The organism is Microlunatus sp. Gsoil 973 (assembly GCF_009707365.1).
Taxonomy (GTDB): Bacteria; Actinomycetota; Actinomycetes; order Propionibacteriales; family Propionibacteriaceae; genus Microlunatus.
In genome coordinates this window covers 2,007,225-2,028,556 of the sequence record NZ_CP046122.1, presented here as the reverse complement: position 1 = coordinate 2,028,556, position 21,332 = coordinate 2,007,225, and the positions used below count along the sequence as shown (strand labels likewise).

The 21,332-nt window shown below is 65.8% G+C and carries 18 protein-coding genes and 1 pseudogene; 14 read left to right on the top strand and 5 right to left on the bottom strand.

The features are described from left to right. Nucleotides 1-59 precede the first annotated feature (59 nt). Nucleotides 60-2,009, bottom strand: a complete 1,950-nt coding sequence (locus tag GJV80_RS09480) for an ABC transporter substrate-binding protein (protein WP_195909267.1) — start codon at nucleotides 2,007-2,009, stop codon at nucleotides 60-62. Nucleotides 2,010-2,044: 35 nt separating this feature from the next. After that, nucleotides 2,045-3,904: an ABC transporter substrate-binding protein gene (locus tag GJV80_RS09475; protein ID WP_195909266.1), complete on the bottom strand. Its 1,860-nt coding sequence runs from the start codon at nucleotides 3,902-3,904 to the stop codon at nucleotides 2,045-2,047. 646 nt (nucleotides 3,905-4,550) lie between these two features. On the opposite strand from GJV80_RS09475, the gene GJV80_RS09470 reads away from it, so the two are divergent. The 9 genes and pseudogenes from GJV80_RS09470 to GJV80_RS09440 all read left to right on the top strand — a co-directional run bounded on the left by GJV80_RS09470 (nucleotide 4,551) and on the right by GJV80_RS09440 (nucleotide 12,753). Beyond that, nucleotides 4,551-5,528, top strand: a complete 978-nt coding sequence (locus GJV80_RS09470; protein ID WP_230208300.1) for an AEC family transporter — start codon at nucleotides 4,551-4,553, stop codon at nucleotides 5,526-5,528. A 299-nt stretch (nucleotides 5,529-5,827) separates the two neighbouring features. Then, complete coding sequence (locus GJV80_RS09465) at nucleotides 5,828-6,946, top strand: ROK family transcriptional regulator (protein ID WP_195909265.1); 1,119 nt, start codon at nucleotides 5,828-5,830, stop codon at nucleotides 6,944-6,946. A 32-nt stretch (nucleotides 6,947-6,978) separates the two neighbouring features. Next, nucleotides 6,979-8,649 carry an ABC transporter substrate-binding protein gene (locus tag GJV80_RS09460; RefSeq protein ID WP_195909264.1) on the top strand — a complete coding sequence of 557 codons (1,671 nt, stop codon included), beginning with the start codon at nucleotides 6,979-6,981 and terminating at the stop codon, nucleotides 8,647-8,649. Nucleotides 8,650-8,760: 111 nt separating this feature from the next. Next, nucleotides 8,761-9,747 carry an ABC transporter permease gene (locus GJV80_RS09455; RefSeq protein WP_154687688.1) on the top strand — a complete coding sequence of 329 codons (987 nt, stop codon included), beginning with the start codon at nucleotides 8,761-8,763 and terminating at the stop codon, nucleotides 9,745-9,747. Between the two features lie 18 nt (nucleotides 9,748-9,765). Beyond that, nucleotides 9,766-10,548, top strand: coding sequence for an ABC transporter permease (locus GJV80_RS09450; RefSeq protein WP_230208299.1), 783 nt, complete (start codon nucleotides 9,766-9,768; stop codon nucleotides 10,546-10,548). Further along, on the top strand, nucleotides 10,523-10,699 hold the full coding sequence (locus GJV80_RS23810) for a hypothetical protein (RefSeq protein WP_230208298.1): 177 nt from the start codon (nucleotides 10,523-10,525) through the stop codon (nucleotides 10,697-10,699). Before GJV80_RS09450 ends, GJV80_RS23810 begins: the two co-directional genes overlap by 26 nt. Beyond that, nucleotides 10,696-11,463 (top strand): annotated as a pseudogene (locus GJV80_RS09445) (ABC transporter ATP-binding protein); the annotation flags it as partial. The gene GJV80_RS23810 and the pseudogene GJV80_RS09445, both read left to right, overlap by 4 nt. 67 nt (nucleotides 11,464-11,530) lie before the next feature. Continuing rightward, the gene (locus tag GJV80_RS25010) at nucleotides 11,531-11,683 is read left to right on the top strand and encodes a hypothetical protein (RefSeq protein ID WP_370518832.1); all 153 of its coding nucleotides are present in this window, start codon (nucleotides 11,531-11,533) and stop codon (nucleotides 11,681-11,683) included. Nucleotides 11,684-11,685: 2 nt separating this feature from the next. Continuing rightward, nucleotides 11,686-12,753, top strand: coding sequence for an ABC transporter ATP-binding protein (locus GJV80_RS09440; protein ID WP_154687687.1), 1,068 nt, complete (start codon nucleotides 11,686-11,688; stop codon nucleotides 12,751-12,753). A 131-nt stretch (nucleotides 12,754-12,884) separates the two neighbouring features. Here the strand turns inward: GJV80_RS09440 and GJV80_RS09435 are convergent, their stop codons facing one another. Both GJV80_RS09435 and GJV80_RS09430 read right to left on the bottom strand, forming a co-directional pair. Beyond that, the gene (locus GJV80_RS09435; RefSeq protein WP_154687686.1) at nucleotides 12,885-13,838 is read right to left on the bottom strand and encodes a glycoside hydrolase family 130 protein; all 954 of its coding nucleotides are present in this window, start codon (nucleotides 13,836-13,838) and stop codon (nucleotides 12,885-12,887) included. Nucleotides 13,839-13,892: 54 nt separating this feature from the next. Further along, a complete protein-coding gene (locus tag GJV80_RS09430) occupies nucleotides 13,893-15,164 on the bottom strand; it encodes an alpha-L-fucosidase (protein ID WP_195909263.1) in 1,272 nt (423 codons plus the stop codon). Nucleotides 15,165-15,285: 121 nt separating this feature from the next. Between GJV80_RS09430 and GJV80_RS09425 the strand changes: the two genes are divergently transcribed. From GJV80_RS09425 to GJV80_RS09410, 4 genes are all read left to right on the top strand, one after another. Further along, entirely contained in the window at nucleotides 15,286-16,239 is a 954-nt protein-coding gene (locus GJV80_RS09425) for a hydroxymethylglutaryl-CoA lyase (protein WP_154687685.1), read from the top strand. Nucleotides 16,240-16,326: 87 nt separating this feature from the next. Next, nucleotides 16,327-17,256 carry a YbjN domain-containing protein gene (locus GJV80_RS09420; protein WP_370518831.1) on the top strand — a complete coding sequence of 310 codons (930 nt, stop codon included), beginning with the start codon at nucleotides 16,327-16,329 and terminating at the stop codon, nucleotides 17,254-17,256. A gap of 109 nt (nucleotides 17,257-17,365) precedes the next feature. Further along, complete coding sequence (locus tag GJV80_RS09415; protein WP_154687683.1) at nucleotides 17,366-18,331, top strand: isoaspartyl peptidase/L-asparaginase family protein; 966 nt, start codon at nucleotides 17,366-17,368, stop codon at nucleotides 18,329-18,331. Nucleotides 18,332-18,358: 27 nt separating this feature from the next. Beyond that, nucleotides 18,359-19,402: an SIS domain-containing protein gene (locus tag GJV80_RS09410; protein ID WP_154687682.1), complete on the top strand. Its 1,044-nt coding sequence runs from the start codon at nucleotides 18,359-18,361 to the stop codon at nucleotides 19,400-19,402. 264 nt (nucleotides 19,403-19,666) lie between these two features. On the opposite strand, the gene GJV80_RS09405 is transcribed toward GJV80_RS09410, so the two are convergent. Continuing rightward, nucleotides 19,667-20,812: an NAD(P)/FAD-dependent oxidoreductase gene (locus GJV80_RS09405; protein ID WP_195909262.1), complete on the bottom strand. Its 1,146-nt coding sequence runs from the start codon at nucleotides 20,810-20,812 to the stop codon at nucleotides 19,667-19,669. Between the two features lie 55 nt (nucleotides 20,813-20,867). Between GJV80_RS09405 and GJV80_RS09400 the strand changes: the two genes are divergently transcribed. Beyond that, nucleotides 20,868-21,311 (top strand): MarR family winged helix-turn-helix transcriptional regulator, encoded by a 444-nt coding sequence (locus tag GJV80_RS09400; protein WP_195909261.1) that lies wholly within the window; start codon nucleotides 20,868-20,870, stop codon nucleotides 21,309-21,311. The last annotated feature ends 21 nt before the right edge of the window (nucleotides 21,312-21,332 follow it).

The following is a 21,332-nucleotide window of genomic DNA, read 5'->3' as shown; positions in this document are numbered from 1 at the left end:
ACGAGCGCCATCAGGACGCGCCGGGCCAGATATCCGAGCACAGGTCATCTCCTCGAGGACTACTTGAGTTTCAGATAGCCGTTCTGCATCCACTCCACCGGTTGGGCCGCGCCGGTCAGGCCGGTCCACAACCACTTCTCCGAGTCGGGCGGGAAGTTGGTGTAGCGGGATGTCGAGTAGGCCTCATGGAATGCGTTGTTGTACAGCGGCAGGAACGGCAGTTCCTTGTTGAACCACTGCGCCCACGCCCAGGTGTACTTCGCCCAGGTCTCCGGCGGTTCCTGATTGACCTCGCGGTTGAGTTCGGAGGCGATGTTGACGTGGCCCAACCCAGGCACGTCGGCCTCCGGCCCGATGCCGATCGCGCACTTGCACGGGCCCTTGCCGCTGTAGGAGATCGGGTAGTTCCACGACGGTGACGACGCCTGACCGAAGCCTGCGGCGAAGTCGGCCATCGGCGGGCCCTGGCCCCAGTCCATCCACCATTGCGACACGGCGAAGTCGCCGGCCAGCTGTTTGGTGGTGTAGGTGCCGGGATCGACGTTTTCGACCTTGACATCGATGCCGAAGTTCTTCAGATAGCCGGCGATGATCAATCCGTCCTCGTCGAAATAGGGGATGCCGGCGGCCTCGGAGATGGTGAAGGCGAACGGCGTCCCCTTCGGAGTCATCCATTTGCCGTTCTGCTTGGTGAAGCCGACGCTCTCCAGCAACGACGCAGCCTTTGCCGTGTCCTTCGGATAATGGTTGAGCTTGGCGAACTGATCAGGTGTCAGATACTTCTTCGCCTCGAAGTAGTTGATGCCGTCCGGCGTCTCCTCGGCCGGGTTCTGGACGAGGTCGCCGCCCATGTCCCGTTTGACCAGATCGTGTCGGTCGATGACGTATTCCAGCGCCTGCCGGACCTCACGGATGTTGAACGGGTAGTGGTTGAAGTTGACCACCAGCCCGACCTGCTGGACGGGCGAGGGGATGAACACGTAATGGGTGTTGGCGCCCTTGCGGTTCAACGCCTCCGCCTGCGGATCGGAGAACTGGTTGTCGGTCTCGAGTTCGATGCTGCCCGAGCTGAGCGCCCCGTACTCGGTCGAGGTGTTCATCGGATACACCTGGACATATGGTGCGGTGATCTTCTTGGCATCCCAGAAGCCGTCCCACTTCTCGTACAGGATCCCGCTGACGTTGGCGCTCTTCAGCTTGTACGGCCCGTTCCCGATCATGGGCTTGGGGTTGTACTTGACCAGGTTGGCGCTGTTCTCGGCCATCACCTTGCCGTCCGCACCGTCGCTGGCCTTGCTGATGCTGTCCGCTGTCGGATGCAGGATGTTGTAGGTCTTCCAGTAGCTGATCAACGTCTTGTCGACGTCGGACGGAACGAACTGTCCGTACTGGCTGTCGGGCACGATGACGATCTGCAGCAGGTGCAGCAGCGCGTTCTGTGGCACGGCCCAGGACTGCAGGTCGACGGTGACGGTGTGATCATCGGGGGCGCTGACCTTGGTGATCGCCGCCCAGACGGAGTTGTAGTCGACGCCGGCGACCCGGAAGGCGGTCAGCACGTCCTTGCTGGTCAGCGGCTTGTCGTCCTGCCACTTGGCATCGGTGCGCAGGTGGAAGGTGATCGAATGCTTTCCGACGTCCCAGCTCTCGGCGATCTCCGGGTAGTACGGATTGTCACCGGGACGATCCCAGTCCGATACCACAGCCAGGCTGAGCAGCGAGAGGTTGTAGTCCGGTGTCGGAGTGGGTGAGTACGGGTTGTTGACGATCGACGCCGCCCAGGCTCTGGTGCCCCAACGGAAGGCGGTCGTCTGGGGATTGGCGTTCTTGGCGCTGATGTTGCCGCCGCCGCCACCACCGTTGCCACCGCCGTTGTCAGCACCCGGCGAACCACCGGTGCAGGCGGCTGCTGTGATCAACAGCACTGAGCACAGTGCTGCAAACAGAAGCCGGAGTCTGCGGCCCGCAGCGTCGGCGCCGCTGCGTTGATCATGGACTTTCCACTTCATCGTGTGTCCTCGTCTGTTGTCCGTCTGCTCGGCAGCTAGCCGAGCTTGAGGTATCCGTTCTGCATCCACACGACCGTCTCGTCGGCACCCGACAGCACGGTCCACAGCCACTTCTGGGACTGCGGCGGGAAGTTGGAGTACCGGTTGGTCTGGTAGATCGTGTGGAATGCGTTGTTGTAGAGCGGCAGGATGGGAAGTTCCCGGTTGACCCACTGCGCCCATGCCCAGGTGTATCTCGCCCATGTTTCGGGTGGTGCCTGGTTGACTTCACGGTTGAGTTCGGAGGCGATGTTGACGTGGCCCAGGCCGGGGACATCGGCCTCCGGCCCGATGCCGATCGCACACTTGCACGGCCCTTCACCGCTGTAGGAGATCGGGTAGTTCCAGGACGGCGGGGACGGCTGACCGAAGGTGGCTGCGAAATCGGCCATCGGAGGGCCCTGGCCCCAGTCCATGTACCACTCCGACACAGCGAAGTCACCGGCCTGTTGTTTGGTGGTGTACGTCGCGGAATCGACGTCCTCGACCTTGACGTCGATGCCGAAGGCCTTGAGGTAGCCGGCGATGATCAGACCGTCCTGGACGAACTGGGAGAGTCCGTTCGGTTCGGAGATGGTGAAGCTGAACGGTGTGCCTTTCGGAGTGAACCACTTGCCGTTCTTCTTGCTGAAGCCTGCCTGTTGCAGGACCGACGCGGCCTTGGCGAGGTCGTGCGGATAGTGGTTGAGCTGTGCGAACTGATCTTGGGTCAGGTATTGCTTGGCCAGGAAGTAGTTGATGCCGTCCGGAGTCTCCTCGGCCGGGTCTTGCACCAGGTCGCCGCCCATGTCGCGTTTGACCAGGTCATGCCGGTCGATCACGTACGCCAGTGCCTGGCGGGTGGCCCGGAGATTGAACGGATAGTGATTGAAGTTGAAGACCAGGCTCTCCTGCTGCACCGGTGACGGGATGACGCCGTAGTGCGCGGTTCCGGTCGCGTTCATCCGGATGACCTGCGGGTCGTTGAACTGTGAGTCGAGTTCTTGCTCGATGGTGCCGCCGATGATCGCTCCGTACTCGGTCGAGGAGTCCATCGGATACAACTGGACCGCAGGGGCAGTGATCTTCTTCGCGTCCCAGAAGCCGTCCCATTTCTGGTAGAGGACACCGCTGACGTTGGCGCTCTTGAGCCGGTACGGCCCGGTGCCGATCATCGGATTCGGGTTGAACTTCACCAGCTTGCCGGCGGCCGCAGCCAACACCTTGCCCGCGGAGCTGTTTCCTGCCTTGTCGATGCTGGCAGCGGTGGGGTGCAGGATGTTGTACAGCTGCCAGTAGCTGATCAAGGTCTGGTCGAAGTCGGACGAGGGGAGCAGCTTTCCGTACTGGCTGTCGGGAACGATCACGATCTGCAGCAGATGGAGCAGAGCGTTCTTCGGGACGGCCCAGTGCTGGAGATCGACGGTGACCGTGTGATCATCGGGAGCGCTGAGTTTGGTGATCGCAGCCCAGACCGAGTTGTAGTCGGCTCCGGCGGCGCGGATCGCGGTGAGCACGTCCTTGCTGGTGAATGGTGTCCCGTCCTGCCACTTGGCGTCGGTGCGCAGCGCGAAGCTGATCGAGTGCTTGCTCAGCTTCCAGCTCTGGGCGAGCTCGGGGTAGTACGGGTTCGTGCCGGGTCGGTCCCAGTCCGACACCACACCGAGGCTGAGGAGGGAGAGGTTGTAGTGCGGTGTCGGCGTCGGAGCGTACGGGTTGTTGGCGATCGAACTGCCCCACGCCCTGGCACCGATCCGGTACGCGGTAGCGCCGAAGCCGGCGCCACCGCCGTCGTTGCCGTTGCCGTTGCGTCCTCCAGGGGAACCGCCCCCTGTGCAGGCCTGTGCGGCGACTGCGACCAGCAGCAGCGTCACCACCAGGGCGAGGCTCGAACGCAACCCGGGGCGAGGCCGGAGGTGGGCATGCCTCTGACCGGCGCGTTGGCCCCTGGGGCGCGAACGCGCGCGGTCGCCATGACTCCTACCTGTCCACATCGTTGTGGTCCTTCCGGCTCGGATCCGTGTCAGGACGTGGATCCGCGAGGTGAGCTTCGGAGTGGTGAGTCTGCGTTCGCGACGTGTGCCGGACGAAGCGAACGCATGGTTGGTGCGCACGATTCAGCGCGCCATGTGCGGACGGCGGCGATGGGTTCGGCCGGGCCCGACGCACGTCGACTGAATCGTTGCAATGAGTGTAGGGAGGGGCGCCCGGACCGGCAACCCTCACACGCCGATCGTTGCCGTTGCGCCGCAGAGGTCAGGTGTCGCTGGGGACCGAACGTCCTGAATTTATGGCGATTCCGCGGATCGGCTGAGCGCTGCCCGCCGAGCGTTGGTCGTCTCCTTTGCCCTGACCACGCCCGTGGTGTCAAACATTGCCCAGCGAGCACGGGTGCCAGCAATGTGATCATCCGAGGCCTGATGATCTCCCGACGCGACTGATTGCTTCCCTGCTCGGCATCCGACCGACGACTCAGGCAGGCCGATCAGACCCGGTAAACGTTTGCGGAGTGGGTGCGCAAGAATGACGCCCGACCATTTCGGCCGGGTGAAGGAGTCAGGTGTGGGCGGAGTCCTGCAGGGCTTCCTCACGCTCGTGCTCGTCATCGGCGTCGGGTTTCTGATCGCCCACCTCAAGATCGCCGGCGCGACCGCTCAGACGGTCCTGGCCCGCCTGGCGTTCTTCGTAGCGAGCCCGGCGCTGATGCTCAGCGAGATCGCTGCCACCGATGTCCGGCAGATCTTCTCCACCAACCTCGTCGCTTCGATCACCAGCACCGGGGTGAGTGCCATCCTGTACGTCCTCGCGGCCCGGCTGATCTTCCAACGCACCGCTAGCGACACCGTCATCGGCACCTTCTGCGCCAGCTACGTCAATGCCGGCAACCTCGGCCTGCCGATGGCCGTGTACGCCCTGGGCAACGCCTCGTGGATCGTGCCGATGCTCCTCACCCAGCTGGTGCTGCTGCAACCGATCGGCCTGGCCGTACTTGATCTGACCACGCACACGAACACCGGCGGCAACCGGCTCCTGCGGCTGGTCAGCCAACCGTTCAAGAATCCGCTGATGATCGGATCGCTGCTGGGTCTGCTGCTGTCGATCTTCTCGGTCCGGCTTCCGCAATGGGTCGCCGACCCGGTGACCATGATCGGGAACATGGCCGTGCCGGCGATGCTCATCGCGTACGGCATCTCGCTACGCCTGGGACCGTTGCCGGGCCGGGGCGAACCGAAGGTCCAGATCGGCTACATCGTCGCACTGAAGCTGCTCGTACAGCCGTTGGTGGGTTTCCTGATGGCGCGTTACGTGCTGCACCTCGATCCGCACGCCGTCCTTGCGGTGACGGTGATCGCTGCGCTGCCCACTGCGCAGAACGTGTTCACCCATTCCGTACGCTACGACCGCGGCATCATCCTGGCCCGGGATTCGATCTTCGTGACCACGGTCCTGTCGCTGGTCGTGCTGGTCGGGATCGCTGCGTTGTTGGCGCCTGCGGGCTAGCCCGGGCGCACCCGGTCGACGCCCGAATCCACGGCGGATCGCGGTTGGCGGCCAGGCTCAGTCCTGTCCAAGACTGTTCCAGCGGTCCGGTAAAGAACGCGTTACAAGCGTGAAGAGGGCTTGACGAGCGACGTGCATGGACCAAAGATGCATCTATCTGGGAACTTTCCAGACGGTTCGGCAGTCGGGTTGTCGGCGGTCTGGGCGTCGAGCTGGTGGGCAGGGTTCCTTCCTACTGACGCGGTCGTCGGATGAGGGGGTTGTCGGTGCGGGTCGGTGGTCCTCGTGCGCTGCGGGCGATGAACGATCGCGCCGCGCTCTATGCGCTCGCCGAGCACGGACCGCTGTCCCGCGTCGAGCTCGAACACGCGATCGGCCTGTCCAAGCCGGCCGCCGCCGAACTGTTGCGCCGCCTTGAACAGGCCCAGCTGGTTCGGCAGGACGGCCACAAGGAGAGCTCCGGTCCCGGCCCCAACGCCCGGCTCTGGACCGTCAACGAGCTGGCCGGGCACGCCGTCGGCATCGACGTCATCTCCTCCAGTGTCGACGTGGCGGTCGCCGATCTGTCCGGCCGGGTGATCGCCGAGCGCAAGGTGCTGAGCCGGGGCAGCGGCCCCGATCCGGTGGTGCCGCTACGCAGGGCCGTCGTCGACGCCGCCAAGGTGCGAGGGCTGACCCTTGACGACATCGACAGGGCGGTCGTCGGAATCTCCGGATCGATCGATCCGGTCACCGGATTCCTGGGCTATGCCGACCACATGCCGCGCTGGCACGGTTTCAACGTTCCCCACCGGCTGGCTGACGCGCTCGGTATGCCGGTCACCGTGGAGAACGACGTCAACCTGGTGGCTACCGACGAACTGCTGCACGGCCGGGCCCGCGGCTACACCGACGTGCTGCTGCTCTGGATGAGCTCCGGCGTCGCTGCCGCGGTGGTCGTCGACGGGCGCCTGCACCGGGGTTGGCGCGGTGCGGCCGGTGAGATCGACTTCGCGCCGCTGGACTTCAACGGCCGGCGGGTAACCGAACTGATCGACAATCACGGGGTGCTGGAGTTGGCCGCCGATCACGGCGTCCGGGCCGGCCGCGCCGGCACCCTGGTGCGCAGGGCCGTCGCCGCGGTCGCCGGGGAATCCGAACGCGGCGGTGACCCGGAGGGATTCTTGGCCGAGTTGGCCGCCCGGGTCGCCCAGGCTGTGGTGATCCCGGTGTCGCTGCTCGACCCCCAACTGGTTCTGCTGGGCGGGGAGATAGGGGTTGCGGGCGGGGACCGACTCGCCGACCGGGTGGCAGACCGGCTGCACCGGTTGATCGCTCATCGGCCGGAGGTCAGACCGGCCACCGGACGTGATCATGCAGTCAGGCACGGTGCCGTCGAGGCAGCCGTGCGACAACTTCAGGAAGCAGTTTTCGGATGAACGGTTCGACGAGCAGTTCGATGATCGGGAGGATGATCATGAAATTCGGTAAACCGGCCAGGGCCCTCGGGGCACTGGTCTCGGTCGGCGTGCTCGCGCTGGTCGCGGCATGCGGTGGCGGGGGAGGATCCGGCAACAACTCCGGATCGAACGGCTCGTCCTCGACGTCATTGACGATCGCCAACGTCGGAGGCACGACGTGGACCTGCGGGTTCAATCCCTTCAACCCGTCGGTAAACGGACAGAGCATCGGGTTCGTCTACGAGACGCTGGTGCACGTCAATCCCCTGCAGAACTCCAAAGAGACTCCGATGATCGCCGAATCGTCGAAGTGGAGTTCGGACAAGAAGACGCTGACCTTCCAGATCAGGGACGGGATCAAGTGGAACGACGGGCAGCCGCTGACTGCTGACGACGTCGCGTTCACCTTCAACCTGCTGAAGGAGAACAAGGGCCTGGACCTGAACGCGCTCTGGTCCTCCGGTCTGCAGTCGGTGGAGGCCAGCGGCAGCACGGTGACTGTGAAGTTCAAGACACCGTCGGAGCCCTACTTCTACTACGTTGCCGGTCAGACCCCGATCGTGCCGAAGCACATCTGGGACACCGGCGACGCGGCGAAGGATCCGGTCCAGTTCACCGATTCCAAGCCGGTCGGCAGCGGCCCGTACACCGTTTCGGACTGCAAGCCGCAGAACATCAGGTACCAGGCGAACCCGAACTTCTGGCAGAAGGGCAAGCCGGCGGTCAAGACGATCAACTACCCGGCCTATACCGACAACAGCCCGGCCAATCTCGACCTGGCTACCGGTAAGGCACAGTGGGGTGGCCAGTACATTCCCAATGTCGATCGCTACTACGTCGACCGGGACAAGACGAACAACCACTATTGGTATCCGCCGGTCGCGAATGTCGAGATCTTCGCCAACATGAAGCAGGGCCCGACCACCAACAAGGCGGTCCGGCAGGCGCTGGCGTACGCGATCGACAAGGACCAGGTGTCCAAGATCGGCGTCGGCGGTCAGCTGCCGGCGTCCAACCAGGCGGGCATCGTGCTGCCGACCTTCCAGGACTGGTACGACCAGGCCGCGGCCGATCAGTACGGTTACAAGCAGGATCCCGCCAAGGTGAAGGAACTGCTCGCCTCGGCCGGCTACTCGACCAGCAAGCCGCTGAAGCTGTCGATCATCAGCGTCTCCGGCTACACCGACTGGGAGGCCGAGCTGCAGGAGATCAAGCAGGAGCTGCAGCCCATGGGGATCGATCTGACCGTGCAGAACATCGCCGGCCAGACGTACAACAACAAGATCTACAAGGGTGACTTCCAGCTCGCCTACGGCTCCCAGAACGGTGGCCCGGTGCCGTACTTCGAGATGCGGCAGAACCTCTACGGCGGCAATTCCGCCCCGATCGGACAGAACGCGTCGTCCAACTTCGAGCGCTACATGAACCCGAAGACCGACGCCCTGTTCAACGAGTACCCGGGTGCGGACAGCGCACGGCAGCATGAGATCGTCAAGGAGCTGCAGAAGGTGATGCTGGAGGAGGTGCCGGTCATCCCGGTCCTGGAGAGTGTGAGCTGGTTCCAGTACAACACCAAGGACTTCACCGGGTGGCCGACCAAGGAGGACCCGTACGCGCTGCCGGCGCCGTACGCGACGCCGGACAACGAGCAGGTGCTTTTGCACCTGCAGCCGAAGGGCTGACCCGAGTGACGGGCTGTCGGGGGTCGGGTTCCGGCCCTCCGACAGGCCCGGAACGGGCCTGACTGAACGCAATACAGGCATGATCAACACGAAAAGCGTCGGGAGAGGTTGATGCGCTTCATAGTGCGCAGACTGGGGTTCTTCGTCGTCACCCTGTGGGTGGCCTTGACGGTGAACTTCTTCGTGCCACGGCTGATGCCGGGAAATCCGGCGGAGGCGATGATGGCCCGCTACAAGGGCCGGATCAATCCGGACGCGTTGAAGGCGCTCGAGGTCGCCTTCGGACTGGACACCCAGAAATCGTTGCCGGAGCAGTATCTTGACTACCTCGGCAACACGCTGACCGGGCATTTCGGCATCTCGCTGACCTTCTTTCCGCAACCGGTCAGCACGGTGGTCTCGCAGGCGTTGCCGTGGACGCTCGGTCTGGTCGGGATCACCACGATCATCGCCTTCCTGCTCGGCACGGTGATCGGGATGATCGGCGGCTGGCGCCGCAACGGCGTCGTCGACAGTGTGTTGCCGCCGGTGTTCGTCATCACCTCGGCGCTGCCCTACTTCTGGATCGGGCTGGTGCTGATCCTCGTCTTCTCCCTCGGCACCAACGGTCTGCTGCCGAACGACGGTGGTTATGACCCGACCCTCGACCCGGGCTTCAATGCGACGTTCATCGGGGACGTGATCCGGCACGCGATCCTGCCGGCCGTGTCGATCCTGATCGTCTCGATCGGCGGCTGGATCCTGACGATGCGCAACAACGTCGTCACCACCGTGGCCGAGGACTACATCCGGATGGCGCGGGCCAAGGGCATCCCCAACCGCAAGATCATGATCGGGTACGCGGGCCGCAACGCCATCCTGCCCAATCTGTCCGGGTTTGCGATGTCACTGGGCTTCGTGGTCAGCGGATCGATCCTGGTGGAATTCACCTTCAACTATCCGGGTGTGGGCTACATGTTGCTCCAGGCGGTCAACAATCAGGACTATCCGCTGATGCAGGCGCTGTTCGTGATGATCACCGTCACCGTGCTGGTCGCCGTGTTGATCAGTGACTTCCTGACGGCCTGGCTCGACCCACGAGTCCGGACAGCCGACTAGAAAGGGAGGGATGACGCAATGAGTGCCGTCAGTGCATCGACAACGACGACCGCCGAGACCGGCGCGCAGACGACCTCCCGGGCTCGTCCCGGACTGGGTGTGCTGCGGGCCGTCCTCGGCAACACGAAGGCGCTGATCGGGGCGATCCTGCTGTTGATCTTCGTGATCGCGGCAGCGGTGCCCCGGGTGTTCACCTCGGTGAGCGACCCGAACAAGAGGTTCGAGCTGATGTTGCCTCCGGGGGCCGGCCACATCCTCGGTACCAATGCCTTCGGCCAGGACATCTGGGCGCAACTGGTGTGGGGCACCCGGCCGTCGCTGTTGATCGCCGTCATCGCCGGCGCGCTGGCCAGCGTGTTGTCGGTGATCATCGGCGTCTCGTCGGCCTACCTCAGCGGCGTGGGTGACAACCTGTTGTCGCTGCTCACCGACGTGTTCCTGGTGATTCCCGCCTTTCCGCTGATCATCGTGATCGCGGCCTATGCAGGCAGCGGTGGACAGACCGTGGTCGTGCTGATCCTGGTGATCACCGGGTGGGCGTACGGCGCCCGCCAGCTCCGCGCCCAGGCCATGTCCCTGCGCAATCGGGAGTTCCTGGAGTCCGCCCGGGTGCGCGGCGAGCGGAGGGCGTACATCATCGTTGCCGAGATCCTCCCGAACATGGTGTCGTTGATCGCCGCCACCTTCCTCGGCGCAGCCCTGTACGCCCCTGCTCACCGCCGCCGGGCTGCAGTTCATCGGCCTGGGCAACTCCTCGACGGTGAGCTGGGGCAGCATGCTGCACTGGGCGCAGACCAATGAGGCCCTGCAGACCGGCCAGCAATGGTGGGTCATCGCGCCCGGCCTGTGCATCGGCCTGTTGGGTGCATCGTTCGCGCTACTGAATTACGCCTTCGACGAGATCAGCAATCCGGCGCTCCGGCCGGTGCGCCGCAGAAAGGGACGCAAGTGACGAGCCTGCTCGAGGTCACCGATCTGTCGGTGGAATACGACACGTCGAACGGGCCGGTGACCGCCGTCGACCATGTCGATCTCGATGTCGAGAAGGGCGAATTCGTCGGCATCGTGGGCGAATCGGGCTGCGGCAAATCAACCCTGTTGTTCGCCATCGCGCAGCTGCTCACCGCACCGGCGCGGGTGTCCAACGGCCAGGTGATGTTCCGCGGCCAGAACATGGTGGCGATGACCGAGGCCGAACTCGCGCCGATCCGCTGGCGGAACATGTCGGTGGTGATGCAGAGTGCGATGAACGCCCTCAACCCGGTCAAGAAGATCAGTGCCCAGTACGCCGATGCCATGCAGGCACACGGCGTACGGTCCAAGATCGAGATCCGGGAGCGATCGGAGGCGGTGCTCGATCTTGTCGGAATCGACCCGGCGCATCTGAACAGTTATCCGCATCAGCTGTCCGGCGGCATGCGCCAGCGGGCGATGATCGCGATGGCGCTGTTGTTCACCCCGGAACTGGTGATCATGGACGAGCCCACCTCGGCGCTCGACGTGGTCGCCCAGCGCTCGTTGATGTTGCAGATCAAGGAGCTCCAGCAGCAGCTGGGGTTCGCGGTGATCTTCGTGACCCACGACATGAGCCTGGTCAGCCACTTCTCCGATCGGCTGATGGTCATGTACGCCGGGCAGGAGATGGAGTTCGGACCGACCCGGCAGGTCTTCGACTCCCCGGCACATCCCTACAGTCAGGGACTGCTGGACGCCTTCCCGTCGATCAAGGGCGAGCGAGTGGCGTTGCAGGGGGATCCCGGGCAGCCCGCCGAGCCTGGCGTCGATGCCGCCGGGCTGTCGCTTCGAACCACGCTGCCCGATGCGGTTCGCCCCGTGTCCGACCGTGGAACCGCAGTTGTACGACGTACAGGGTGTGCAGGCCAGATGCCTGTTGCACGATCCTGCCTATCGTGACCAAGCCACGGCGGGGGTGTGATCATGGCCGATTCGAACCAGGCTGCGACGGACACCCCGCGCAGGCCGTTGCTGGAGGCCCGGGAGTTGACCCGGGTGTTCCGTGTCGGCGGGCTGCGCAGCCGCAAGCACCTGCATGCGGTCGACGAGGCGAACTTCGTGATCAATCCGGGCGAGATCGTCGCCCTCGTGGGCGAGAGCGGCAGCGGTAAGAGCACGATCGCCCGGCTGCTCGCCCAGGTGTACGCCCCGAGCAGTGGAGAGATCCTGTTCGAGGGCACCCCGCTGTCGTCGTTGAAGTCCCGGCAGGACGTGCTCGCCTATCGGGCTGCGGTGCCGATGGTCTTCCAGGATCCGTTCAGCTCGCTGAACCCGGCCTTCACCGTGGCCCACGGGATCATGCGCGGGTTCAAACTGCATCGGCACGACATCAGCGCGGCGGACCGGGAGGCCGAGGCCGAACGGGTGCTCAACGCGGTCGGCCTGTCGCCGGCATCCCAGGTGTTCGGCCGGTATCCCTACGAGCTCTCCGGTGGTCAGCGGCAACGGATCGGCTTCGCCCAGGCGCTGGCGTATCAGCCCAAGGTGATCCTGGCCGATGAGCCCGTGTCGATGCTGGACATCTCGATCCGGATCGGGCTGCTGAACGTGATGACCAGCCTGCGTGATGATCAGGGCGTTTCACTGCTGTACATCACCCACGACATCGCCAGTGCGCGCTACGTCGCGGACCGGATGATGGTGATGTACGCGGGCCGGATCGTCGAGTCCGGACCGGTGGAGGATGTTCTGGGCAACCCACTGCATCCGTACACGCAGCTGTTGGTGGCCGCGGTGCCCGATCCGCGGGCGGAGCTGGCGGTGACGGCGGAGATGGCCAAGGGTGAGCCGCCGAAGGTGATCGATCCGGGTCCGGGTTGCCGGTTCGTCGACCGTTGTCCGTTGGCGCGCGAGGTGTGCCGTACCACCACACCGCCGCTGCTCGAGCTGAAGCCCGGGATCCGTGCCGCCTGTCACGTTGCGGCCGACGACCACGGCCGCGGCGCGGAATCCACCGGCGGTGCCGAGCTGGGCGCCAAGGTCGCCGCCTGACCGGTCCTCGCTACCGCCCGGTTCCCGCGTCCGGCTCTCTTGCCGCACCACGTACTGCACCCCGCACCGTGTACACACGGTGCGGGGTGCAGCCGCTGGTGCGGAGAGGCGGGCCGGCGGCCGCGGAGTGATCAGCGGTAGTCGTCGCGGCCGGGTACGTACTCGGCGACAGCGAGGGTGGTGTCGCTCTGTCCGTAATAGGCGAGCCAGCGGCCCCTGAACCAGACCAGGCCTTCGACGAAGGTGACGTTGGACACCAGGCCGTGCAGTTCCTCCGCGGTCTGCGGCCGCAGCCACGGCACGGTCATCTCCGCGATCACTGTGGTCGGATCGTTCAGGGCGATGGCGAACTGCCCGCAGCGGTAGTCGACCCGGGTCGACTCGCCCTCCCGCGCGCCGTTGATCATGAAGATCAACAGCCCGTCGTCGGTGACGACCGGCGGGGCGCCGATCTCGACCAGCCGCTCGTTCCAGCTGCCCGGAGTCGGGGTGTGGATCGGCCTGTCCTGGGGACAGGGCGTCCAGTGCAGCAGATCCGACGAGGTGGCGTAGAAGATCGCGCCCTCGCCGAAATAGAGGTAGTACAGCCCGTCGATCTTCTGCGGATGGATCACTCCGGCCTTGCTCCAGGTACGTCCCCGATCGCCGTCGACCGGCGCGAACGTGTCGTAGCCGGCCGGCAGGATCGGGCCGTGCTTGGTCCAGACGTGCAGATCGGTGGAGGTGGCGAGGCACAGCTGGGCCGTCGTGCCGTCGTAACCGGTGTAGGTCAGGTAGTAGACACCGTCGATCTTGCTGACCCGTGGGTCCTCGCACCCCCGACTCTCCCAGGGGTGCTCGGGTGACAGGATCGGTTCCGGTTCGCGGTCGAAGTGATAGCCGTCGGCGCTGCGCGCCAGGCCGACGTGCGACACGATGTCGTCGGCGTGGGCGCGGTAGAGCAGCAGCACCTGATCGTCCTCGACGATGGCTGCCGGGTTGTAGAGATTGGCCGATTCCCAGCTGTCGCCGCGTGGCCGGAGGATGGGGTTGTCCGGGTACGGCCGGAACGGACCCAGCGGGAACCGAGGGCTTGCTGTGGACATTGCCTTGCCTTCCGGATACGGGGACGGGCCGTGTGGAGCAGCTGATGCAGTGAGCTAGTCGGCCGGGGCTTCGGTGCCGGCCAGGTAGTCGATGTCGGGGATCGACTCGACCCCGGTCCGGAAGCCGCGGATCGATTCCAGCTTCGGGGCGGGGCCGTCGACGGTGATGGTCAGTTCCGCGGTCTCGATCTCCTCGAAGACGTGGATCCGCTTGTTGCCGACGGTCTGCCCGGAGGCTACGAGTCGATCACCGCTGGTGATCGCGTGCGACCGGATCCGCTGGCTGTCCGCGAAGTCCTCGACCAGCTGCAGATGATCAAGCCGTACGTGATGCTCGAAGCTCGCCCGCCAGACGCCGGGTGAGACCTCGGCCAGGGCGGCGGGCGCCACGCCGTTGGCGAACCGGCGATCGAGTTCCGCCCGCCATTCGGCGAGCCGGTCGACATCCTCCTCAGGGATCAGTCCGCGGTTGTCCGGTGGCAGATTCAGCAGCAGGTTGGCGCCCATGCCGATCGACCGGTAGTGGACCGCCAGCAGATGATCAAGCGTTTTGGGCCGGTCGTCCTCCGCCCAGAACCAGCCCTTGCGGATCGACACGTCGCACTCCGGCGGCAGATAGAGCGCGCGATCCAGGCGTGTCGTCTGCACGGTGTACTGGCTGAAATCGGTCTCGGTCACCACGTAGTCGACCGGATCCGAGGCCAGCCCGTCCTCGTTGCCGACCCAGCGGATCGTCGGATCGCCCATGTTGAAGATCATCGCCTGCGGCTGGGTCTGGTTGATCACCTCGCCGATCCCGACCCAGTCGTACTCGCGGCCCTGGGATCCGGCGCCGTCGAACCACAACTCCGACAGCGTTCCGTAGCGGGTGCACAGTTCGCGAAGCTGATCCTGGTAGTAGCGGTCGTACGCCACCGGGTCCGGATAGCACGGTGCGTGGCGGTCCCAGGGCGACAAGTAGAGCCCGAAGCCCAGGCCGTACTTGTCAGCGGCAGTCATCACCTCGGCGACCACGTCGCCGGTGCCGTCCTTCCAGGGGGAGGACCTGACCGAGTAGTCGGTGGTGTCAGTGGGCCACAGACAGAAGCCGTCGTGGTGTTTCGCGGTCAGGATGACGTAGCGGGCGCCGGCGTCGGCCGCCGTGGCGACCCATTGGTCGGCGTCGAGCCGGGTCGGGTTGAAGATCGAGGGATCGAGTGTGCCGTCGCTCCACTCCAGGCCGGCGAAGGTGTTGACGCCGAAGTGGAAGAAGACGCCGAACTCCTGGCGCTGCCAGGCGAGCTGTCCGGGTGTCGGCGGGATCAGCGGGAGCGGGTCGGTGGTCACGGCACAGAACCGTACAAGACATCGGATGTTTGCGGCCGGTCGGCGGCACGTCGCGGAGGCCAGTCACAACGCGACGGCCACAGCGCCTCGCAGCGGCGACCGTGCGAAGTAGGGTGCGGACATGGTGGAGCATCCGGACGTCTTTCCGCTGCCCGGTCTGCCGGGCGAGGTGACGATCTACGAGGTCGGGCCGCGGGACGGTCTGCAGGCGGAGAAGCAGATCGTCGACACCCGGACCAAGATCGAGTTCATCCGTCGGCTCCGGCAGGCGGGTCTGACGGCGATCGAGGCGACAAGTTTCGTCTCGCCGCGCTGGGTTCCGCAGTTGGCCGACGCCAACCAGGTGCTGGCCGGGATCGGCGCACCGGACGGATACCGGCATCCGGTGCTGGTGCCCAACCAGAAGGGAATGGACCGCGCGCTGGAGGCCGGGGCGACCGAGATCGCGGTCTTCGTCAGCGCCACCGAACGCTTCGCCAAGGAGAATCTCGCGACGACGGTCGACGGTGCGATCGAGATGGCGGCCCCGGTCGTCCGGCAGGCCGCGGAGGCGGGTATTCCAGTCCGCGGCTACGTCTCGATGTGCTTCGGTGACCCATGGGAGGGCCGGGTGCCACTCGGTCAGGTGGTGTCGGTCACCAGGAGGCTGGCCGATCTCGGGGTACGGACCATCAGCCTCGGCGACACCATCGGCGTCGGTACCCCCGGACACGTCCGGGCACTGCTCGAGTCGCTCGGTGCCGCGGGAATCGGGATGGAGCGGCTCGCCCTGCATTTCCACGACACCTACGGCGGTGCGTTGGCCAACGTGCTGTCCGGTCTGCAGTGTGGTGTCAGCGAGTACGACTCATCGGCCGGAGGGATCGGTGGCTGTCAGTTCGCCCGCTCGGCGACCGGAAACCTCGCGACCGAGGACCTCGTCTGGATGCTGACCGGCCTGGGCATCCGCACGGGCGTCGACCTCGATCGGCTCATCCAGATCAGCGGCTGGATGGCCGGCAAGCTCGGTCGGCCGGCGCCGTCCCGGGTGGTCGCGGCGCTCTACCACGACGAGGTTGACGAGCCGCTCTTCTAGCCGCTGCTGCGGTCGGCCGCCGGCACGGCCGCCCCGGTCCCCGGGTGCGATAGGTTCGGCAGCGAAACCGCGCGGAAGGGATGGGTGTTGGACGCGACTGATTACGAGGGCTTCGATATCGACCGGAGCACCGAACAGGCCTGGGCCGAGTTCCGGACCCGGCTCAGCGAAGTGATCTCGGTGATCGACGAGACTGCTGACCTGGTGATCGGCACCGAGTCCGAACGAACCGAGAACGGCGGCCCGTTCGTGTCCTTCAGCGCACCGGCCAGGGACATGATCAGGTCCGAGGCGGCAAGCAACGCCGTGCTGGGCGGAGCGTTCCAACTGGGCGATCGCCAGTTGGCGGCGATGGAGAAGGCGGGCTGGAATCCGCCGAGCGCCGACGCCTCGCCGAACTTCTGGATCGAGTTGGCCCAGGAGGAGTCCGACCAGCTCGCCGATCTCGCGGTCACCGCACTGCGCGACGTGTACGGCGTCCAGCACCCGGTCTTCCTTGCACCGGACCAACTGGCCGAGATCCTCACCCCCAAGGTGGAGGATCCGGCAGCGGAGAGGATCTTCGACGACGACGACGTAGCCGCAGTCCTGCCGGGCAGCCGGGAGCATCTGGACGATCTTGTCGCTGCCGAGCTCACCGAACTCTTCGGGCATCGGCCGATCCGCGACGACGAGGGCGACATCGCCATCCGGGTCGGCTCGACGATGATCTTTCTGCGGACCACCGACGACGCGCAGGAGATCGTGATCTTCGCGGCGATCGTGCACGACGTTGAGGGCAGGTCGCGGGCGGTCGAGGTGCTCAACGACCTGAATGTCGAGGCCCGCTGGGTCAAGTTTCAGCTGATCCGTGATCGGGTGTTCGCGACGCTGTCGGTGGTCGCCCAGCCCTTCGTACCGGCGCATCTTGCCCACGCGGTCCAGATCATGTCGGACACCGCGGACGGCATCGACGACGAGCTGGCGGAGAAACTGCGGGGGCGTACAACGTTCGGAGACGGTGACGATCCGGCCTGAGGATCGCCCCCCGCGTGTCCAGAACGTAACAGATACCGAAATCTCGCCATCAGCTGTCATTCATCGTACATTTAGCTCACCTGTTCCGAACCAGGAGGGCGTACGCCAGATGATCAGCAAGCCGGTGACACCGCTGGAAGAGTCGGTCGAGGCGCCCGAAGACCTCAAGCTCTGGGAGGTGTCGGCCGATCGTGACTTCGCGCTGGCCCTGCACGGCGGAGCGGGCGGTCGGATCGCCGAACTGGCCGACGGTCGGCGGCGCGACTTCGAGGCCGGGTTGTCCCGCGCCTACCGGGCGGGAGAAGAGATTCTGCGATCCGGTGGGTCGGCACTGGATGCCGTCTGCGCTGCGGTCGAGGTGATGGAGGACGATCCGCTGTTCAACGCTGGTCGGGGAGCGGCACTGACCGCTGACGGCGAGGCCGAGCTCGACGCCGCGGTGATGACCGGCGACGGTCACGCCGGCGCGATCGCCGCCTCCCGGTACGCCAGGAACCCGGTACGACTGGCCCGGGCGGTGATGGAGCGATCGGAGCACCTCCTGCTCGTGGCGCCGCCGGCCGAGTTGGTCGCCGGCTGGGACCTTTCGGTGGTCACGCCGGAGTACTTCGTGACCGAGGCGAGGAGACAACAACTGGTCCGGCTGCAGGACCGGCTGGTCACCGGCCCGCGGCACGGCACGGTGGGAGCGGTCGCCCGGGACACCGGCGGCAGGATCGCGGCAGCGACGTCGACGGGCGGAATGTCCAACCAGTCCGCCGGTCGTGTCGGTGACACTCCGATCATCGGTGCCGGCACGTACGCGCGGGACGGTCTGGCGGCAATCTCCTGCACCGGACACGGCGAGGCGTTCATCCGTGGCGTGGTGGCCTACGACATCGCTGCGCGGATCCGATATCTCGGGTCCGGTCCAGCCGAAGCTGTCACTGCAACCTTTCAGAACGAGTTGTCGGGGAGAGATTCCAGCGGCGGACTGGTGTGCGTCGACGCCTCCGGTCGTATTGTTGTGGCCCACAACTCACCGAGCATGTTCGCCGCCTACCCCAACAAAGGGAAGTTGATCATTCATACTTGATCACCAGACCTGATCATCGAGGTACCGATGCCGATCACCGCCATGCCCAGCGACGCGATGCCCAGCGACGCCGTGTCCAGCGACGCCGTGTCCAACAACGCCGTGTCCAACAACGCCGTGTCCAACAACGCCGTGTCCAACAACGCCGTGTCCAACAACGCCGTGTCCAACAACGCCGTGTCCAACAACGCCGGTCACGGCACCGGGCTGCTGATCAAGGACCAGATCTTCGCCCGGATGGACGAGCTGAGTCCGGCGGAGCGCAAGGTCGCCCACACGCTGTTGGCCAGCTATCCCAGCGCCGGGTTGGCAAGCGCGGCCTCGCTGGCCCGATCGGCGGGTACGTCGGCGCCGACGGTGCTGCGATTGTTGTCCCGACTGGGGATCGGCAGCTATCCGGATTTCCAGCAGAAGCTTCGCGAAGAGGTCAGCAACCAGATCAACAGTCCGGTACGCCGGACCGAGGTCGTCCGCGAACTCGACGAAGATGATCTTCTGGGGCATGCCGTCGCCCGCAGGTCGGCACTGGTGGGCGAGCTGGCCGAGAGCGTACCGCCGAGCGAATTCGAACGAGCCGTACGCCTGCTGTCCGACCGGCCGAAGCAGGTGTTGATCGCCGGCGGCTACTTCAGCCGGTACATCGCGATGCTGCTCGCCGCGGAACTCGACGAAGTGATCCCCGGAGTCGACTTCGTCGAGGACCCGGTCGGCCGGCAGATGGGCAAGCTGCTCAGTCTCGGCCACCGCAGCGTCATGGTGATCATGGACTTCCGGCGCTACGAGGAGTCCGCCGCGAGTGCCGCGCGGGCGGCCCACACACGGGGGGCTTCGGTGGTGGTGATCACCGACCAGGGATTGTCGCCGGCGACTGAACACGCCGACGTTGTGCTCCCGGTCAAGGTAGACGGCATCCCGTTCGATGCCATGGTCGGGGTGCTTGCGCTGGTCGAAGCGCTGGTCGAGGCGGTGCTGCGCGGGGTCGGCGATCGCGGTGTGGCCCGGATGAAGGACTGGGAGACCTCCGTACGCATCCAGCGCGCCACGCCGTCACCGGAGGACGAGCGGTCCTGATCCGGCATCGACCGGCGGATCCGTTCCCGCATCGCCTGCTCGGCGCCGAACCCGATTTCCGCGTACGCCCACCCTATTTCCCGTACGCGCGACCCAGGTTCCCGCACCAGTTGCTCGTTGCCGCCCCACTTACTCGGCCACGCACCAGCTGCAGGGGGTGCGACGCCGATCAACTGGTGCGGCATCGAGCAGGTGGTGCGGGGTCGAGCAACTGGTGCGGCGGCGAGCAAGAGGTGCGCGGGCGGGACTGACACCGGCTCGGGCTCAGGCCTGCATGCGGCGCTCCGACGCCTCTACTGCGTCGAAGGCGTACCGGCGCATCTGCTGCTCATAGTCGGCGATCGCGTCCAGCAGCGATGATTCACCGTCCGCGGCTCGCCCGACCAGTTCTGCAAGCAACGCGGCATCGGCCAGGGCGACGGCGGCTCCGATCCCAGCGGGGATCATCGGGTGCGCGGCGTCGCCGATCAGCGTGACCCGCTCCGGTGACCACGGCTGCGGACGCCGGGAGCTGCGAACCGTCGTGGCGTGCACCGACCCGGGCTCGGCCGCGGTCACCAGAGTGGCCAGGCTCGGATGCCACGACCCGACCTGCTCGGCGACCCAGGACACCAGGTCCGGCGGCAGCCCGGCCGCGGGCAGTTGCGCATCAGGCACGGTCAGCACCCACATCAGGTAATCATGTCCGCTGCTCAGTCGCAGCCCGGACCGCAGTTCGTCGGCGGCCGACTGCGGCGGGTTGGCGAACCGGTGTGCCGCCAAGGGCATCGCACGACCGTCAGGGGAGACCACGGCACTGAAGCCGTCCAACGCAGCCGGCGGCATGTCAGGCAGGATCGCCTCGCTCAGCGCGGTGCGGCCGAAGATGTTCAACTGACCGACGTCGACGACCTCCAGGTCGGGCAGTCGCTGTGCCCGGACCCGGGAGCCGCTGCCGTCGGCACCGACCAGCAGATCGGCCTCGAGCGCGGACGAGCCGTCAAGCTCGATGCTGATCCGGTCCCCGACGACCCGGTACCGTTCGAAACCCACGCCATGGCGGACCGTGTCGTCCAGGCCGTCCAACAGGATCTCCCGAAGCGTCTGGCGGTCAACGGTCAGGTGTCTGCCCTCGGACGGGTCCTCCGGTTGTCCGACCAGGTTCTCCTGCAGCACTTCCAGCTCGGTGTTCAGCACCCGCCAGCCGCTGCCGGGTACGCCGGCCGTCCGCAACACCAGCTCGTACGCCGTCGGCTCCAGACACGCCCGCAGCGCACGATCACCCTGCGGATCCAGATGGATCCGGTAGCCGGCACTGCGCAGTTCGGCCGGTGTCCTCCGTTCGATGAGGGTCACGTCGACGCCTGCCCGCCGGAGCCCCTGGGCGAGCAACGGCCCGGACAGCCCGGCCCCGATGATCACAGTATGCATGGCCTCGAGATTATCCGCACACAGACAATCTGCCATCAGGGTTATCCTGGAGATCGTGACCGATACACCAGGGATCGACACCGTGCTCGGTGGACAGTTCTATCTGGCACACCGCTACAGTCGGGCTGCGAGCAACGCCGCGCTGAAGAGCCACGGGATCGACCTGCGGCATCTCGGGGTGTTGGCCGACCTCGCCGAGCACAGTCCGTCCAAACAGCGGGAACTCGTCGAACGGGTGCAGCTGGACAAGACGTCACTTGTCTACGTGCTTGATCAACTGGAACGCCTAGGGTGCGCCGAGCGGCGGCCCGACCCGACCGACCGCAGAAGTCATGCCGTGGTGATCACACCCAAGGGTCGGCGGTTGCTCCGCGCAGCCACCACCACCGTCGATCAGACGATGCGTGGCCTGTTCGAGGGGGTCCTGCCCCCGCGGGACAAGCAGCAACTCAGTCGGCTGCTGGGCAAACTCCTCGCCGGCCTGGCCGACAACCGCTGAGCCTGTCGAGACCTCCGGACG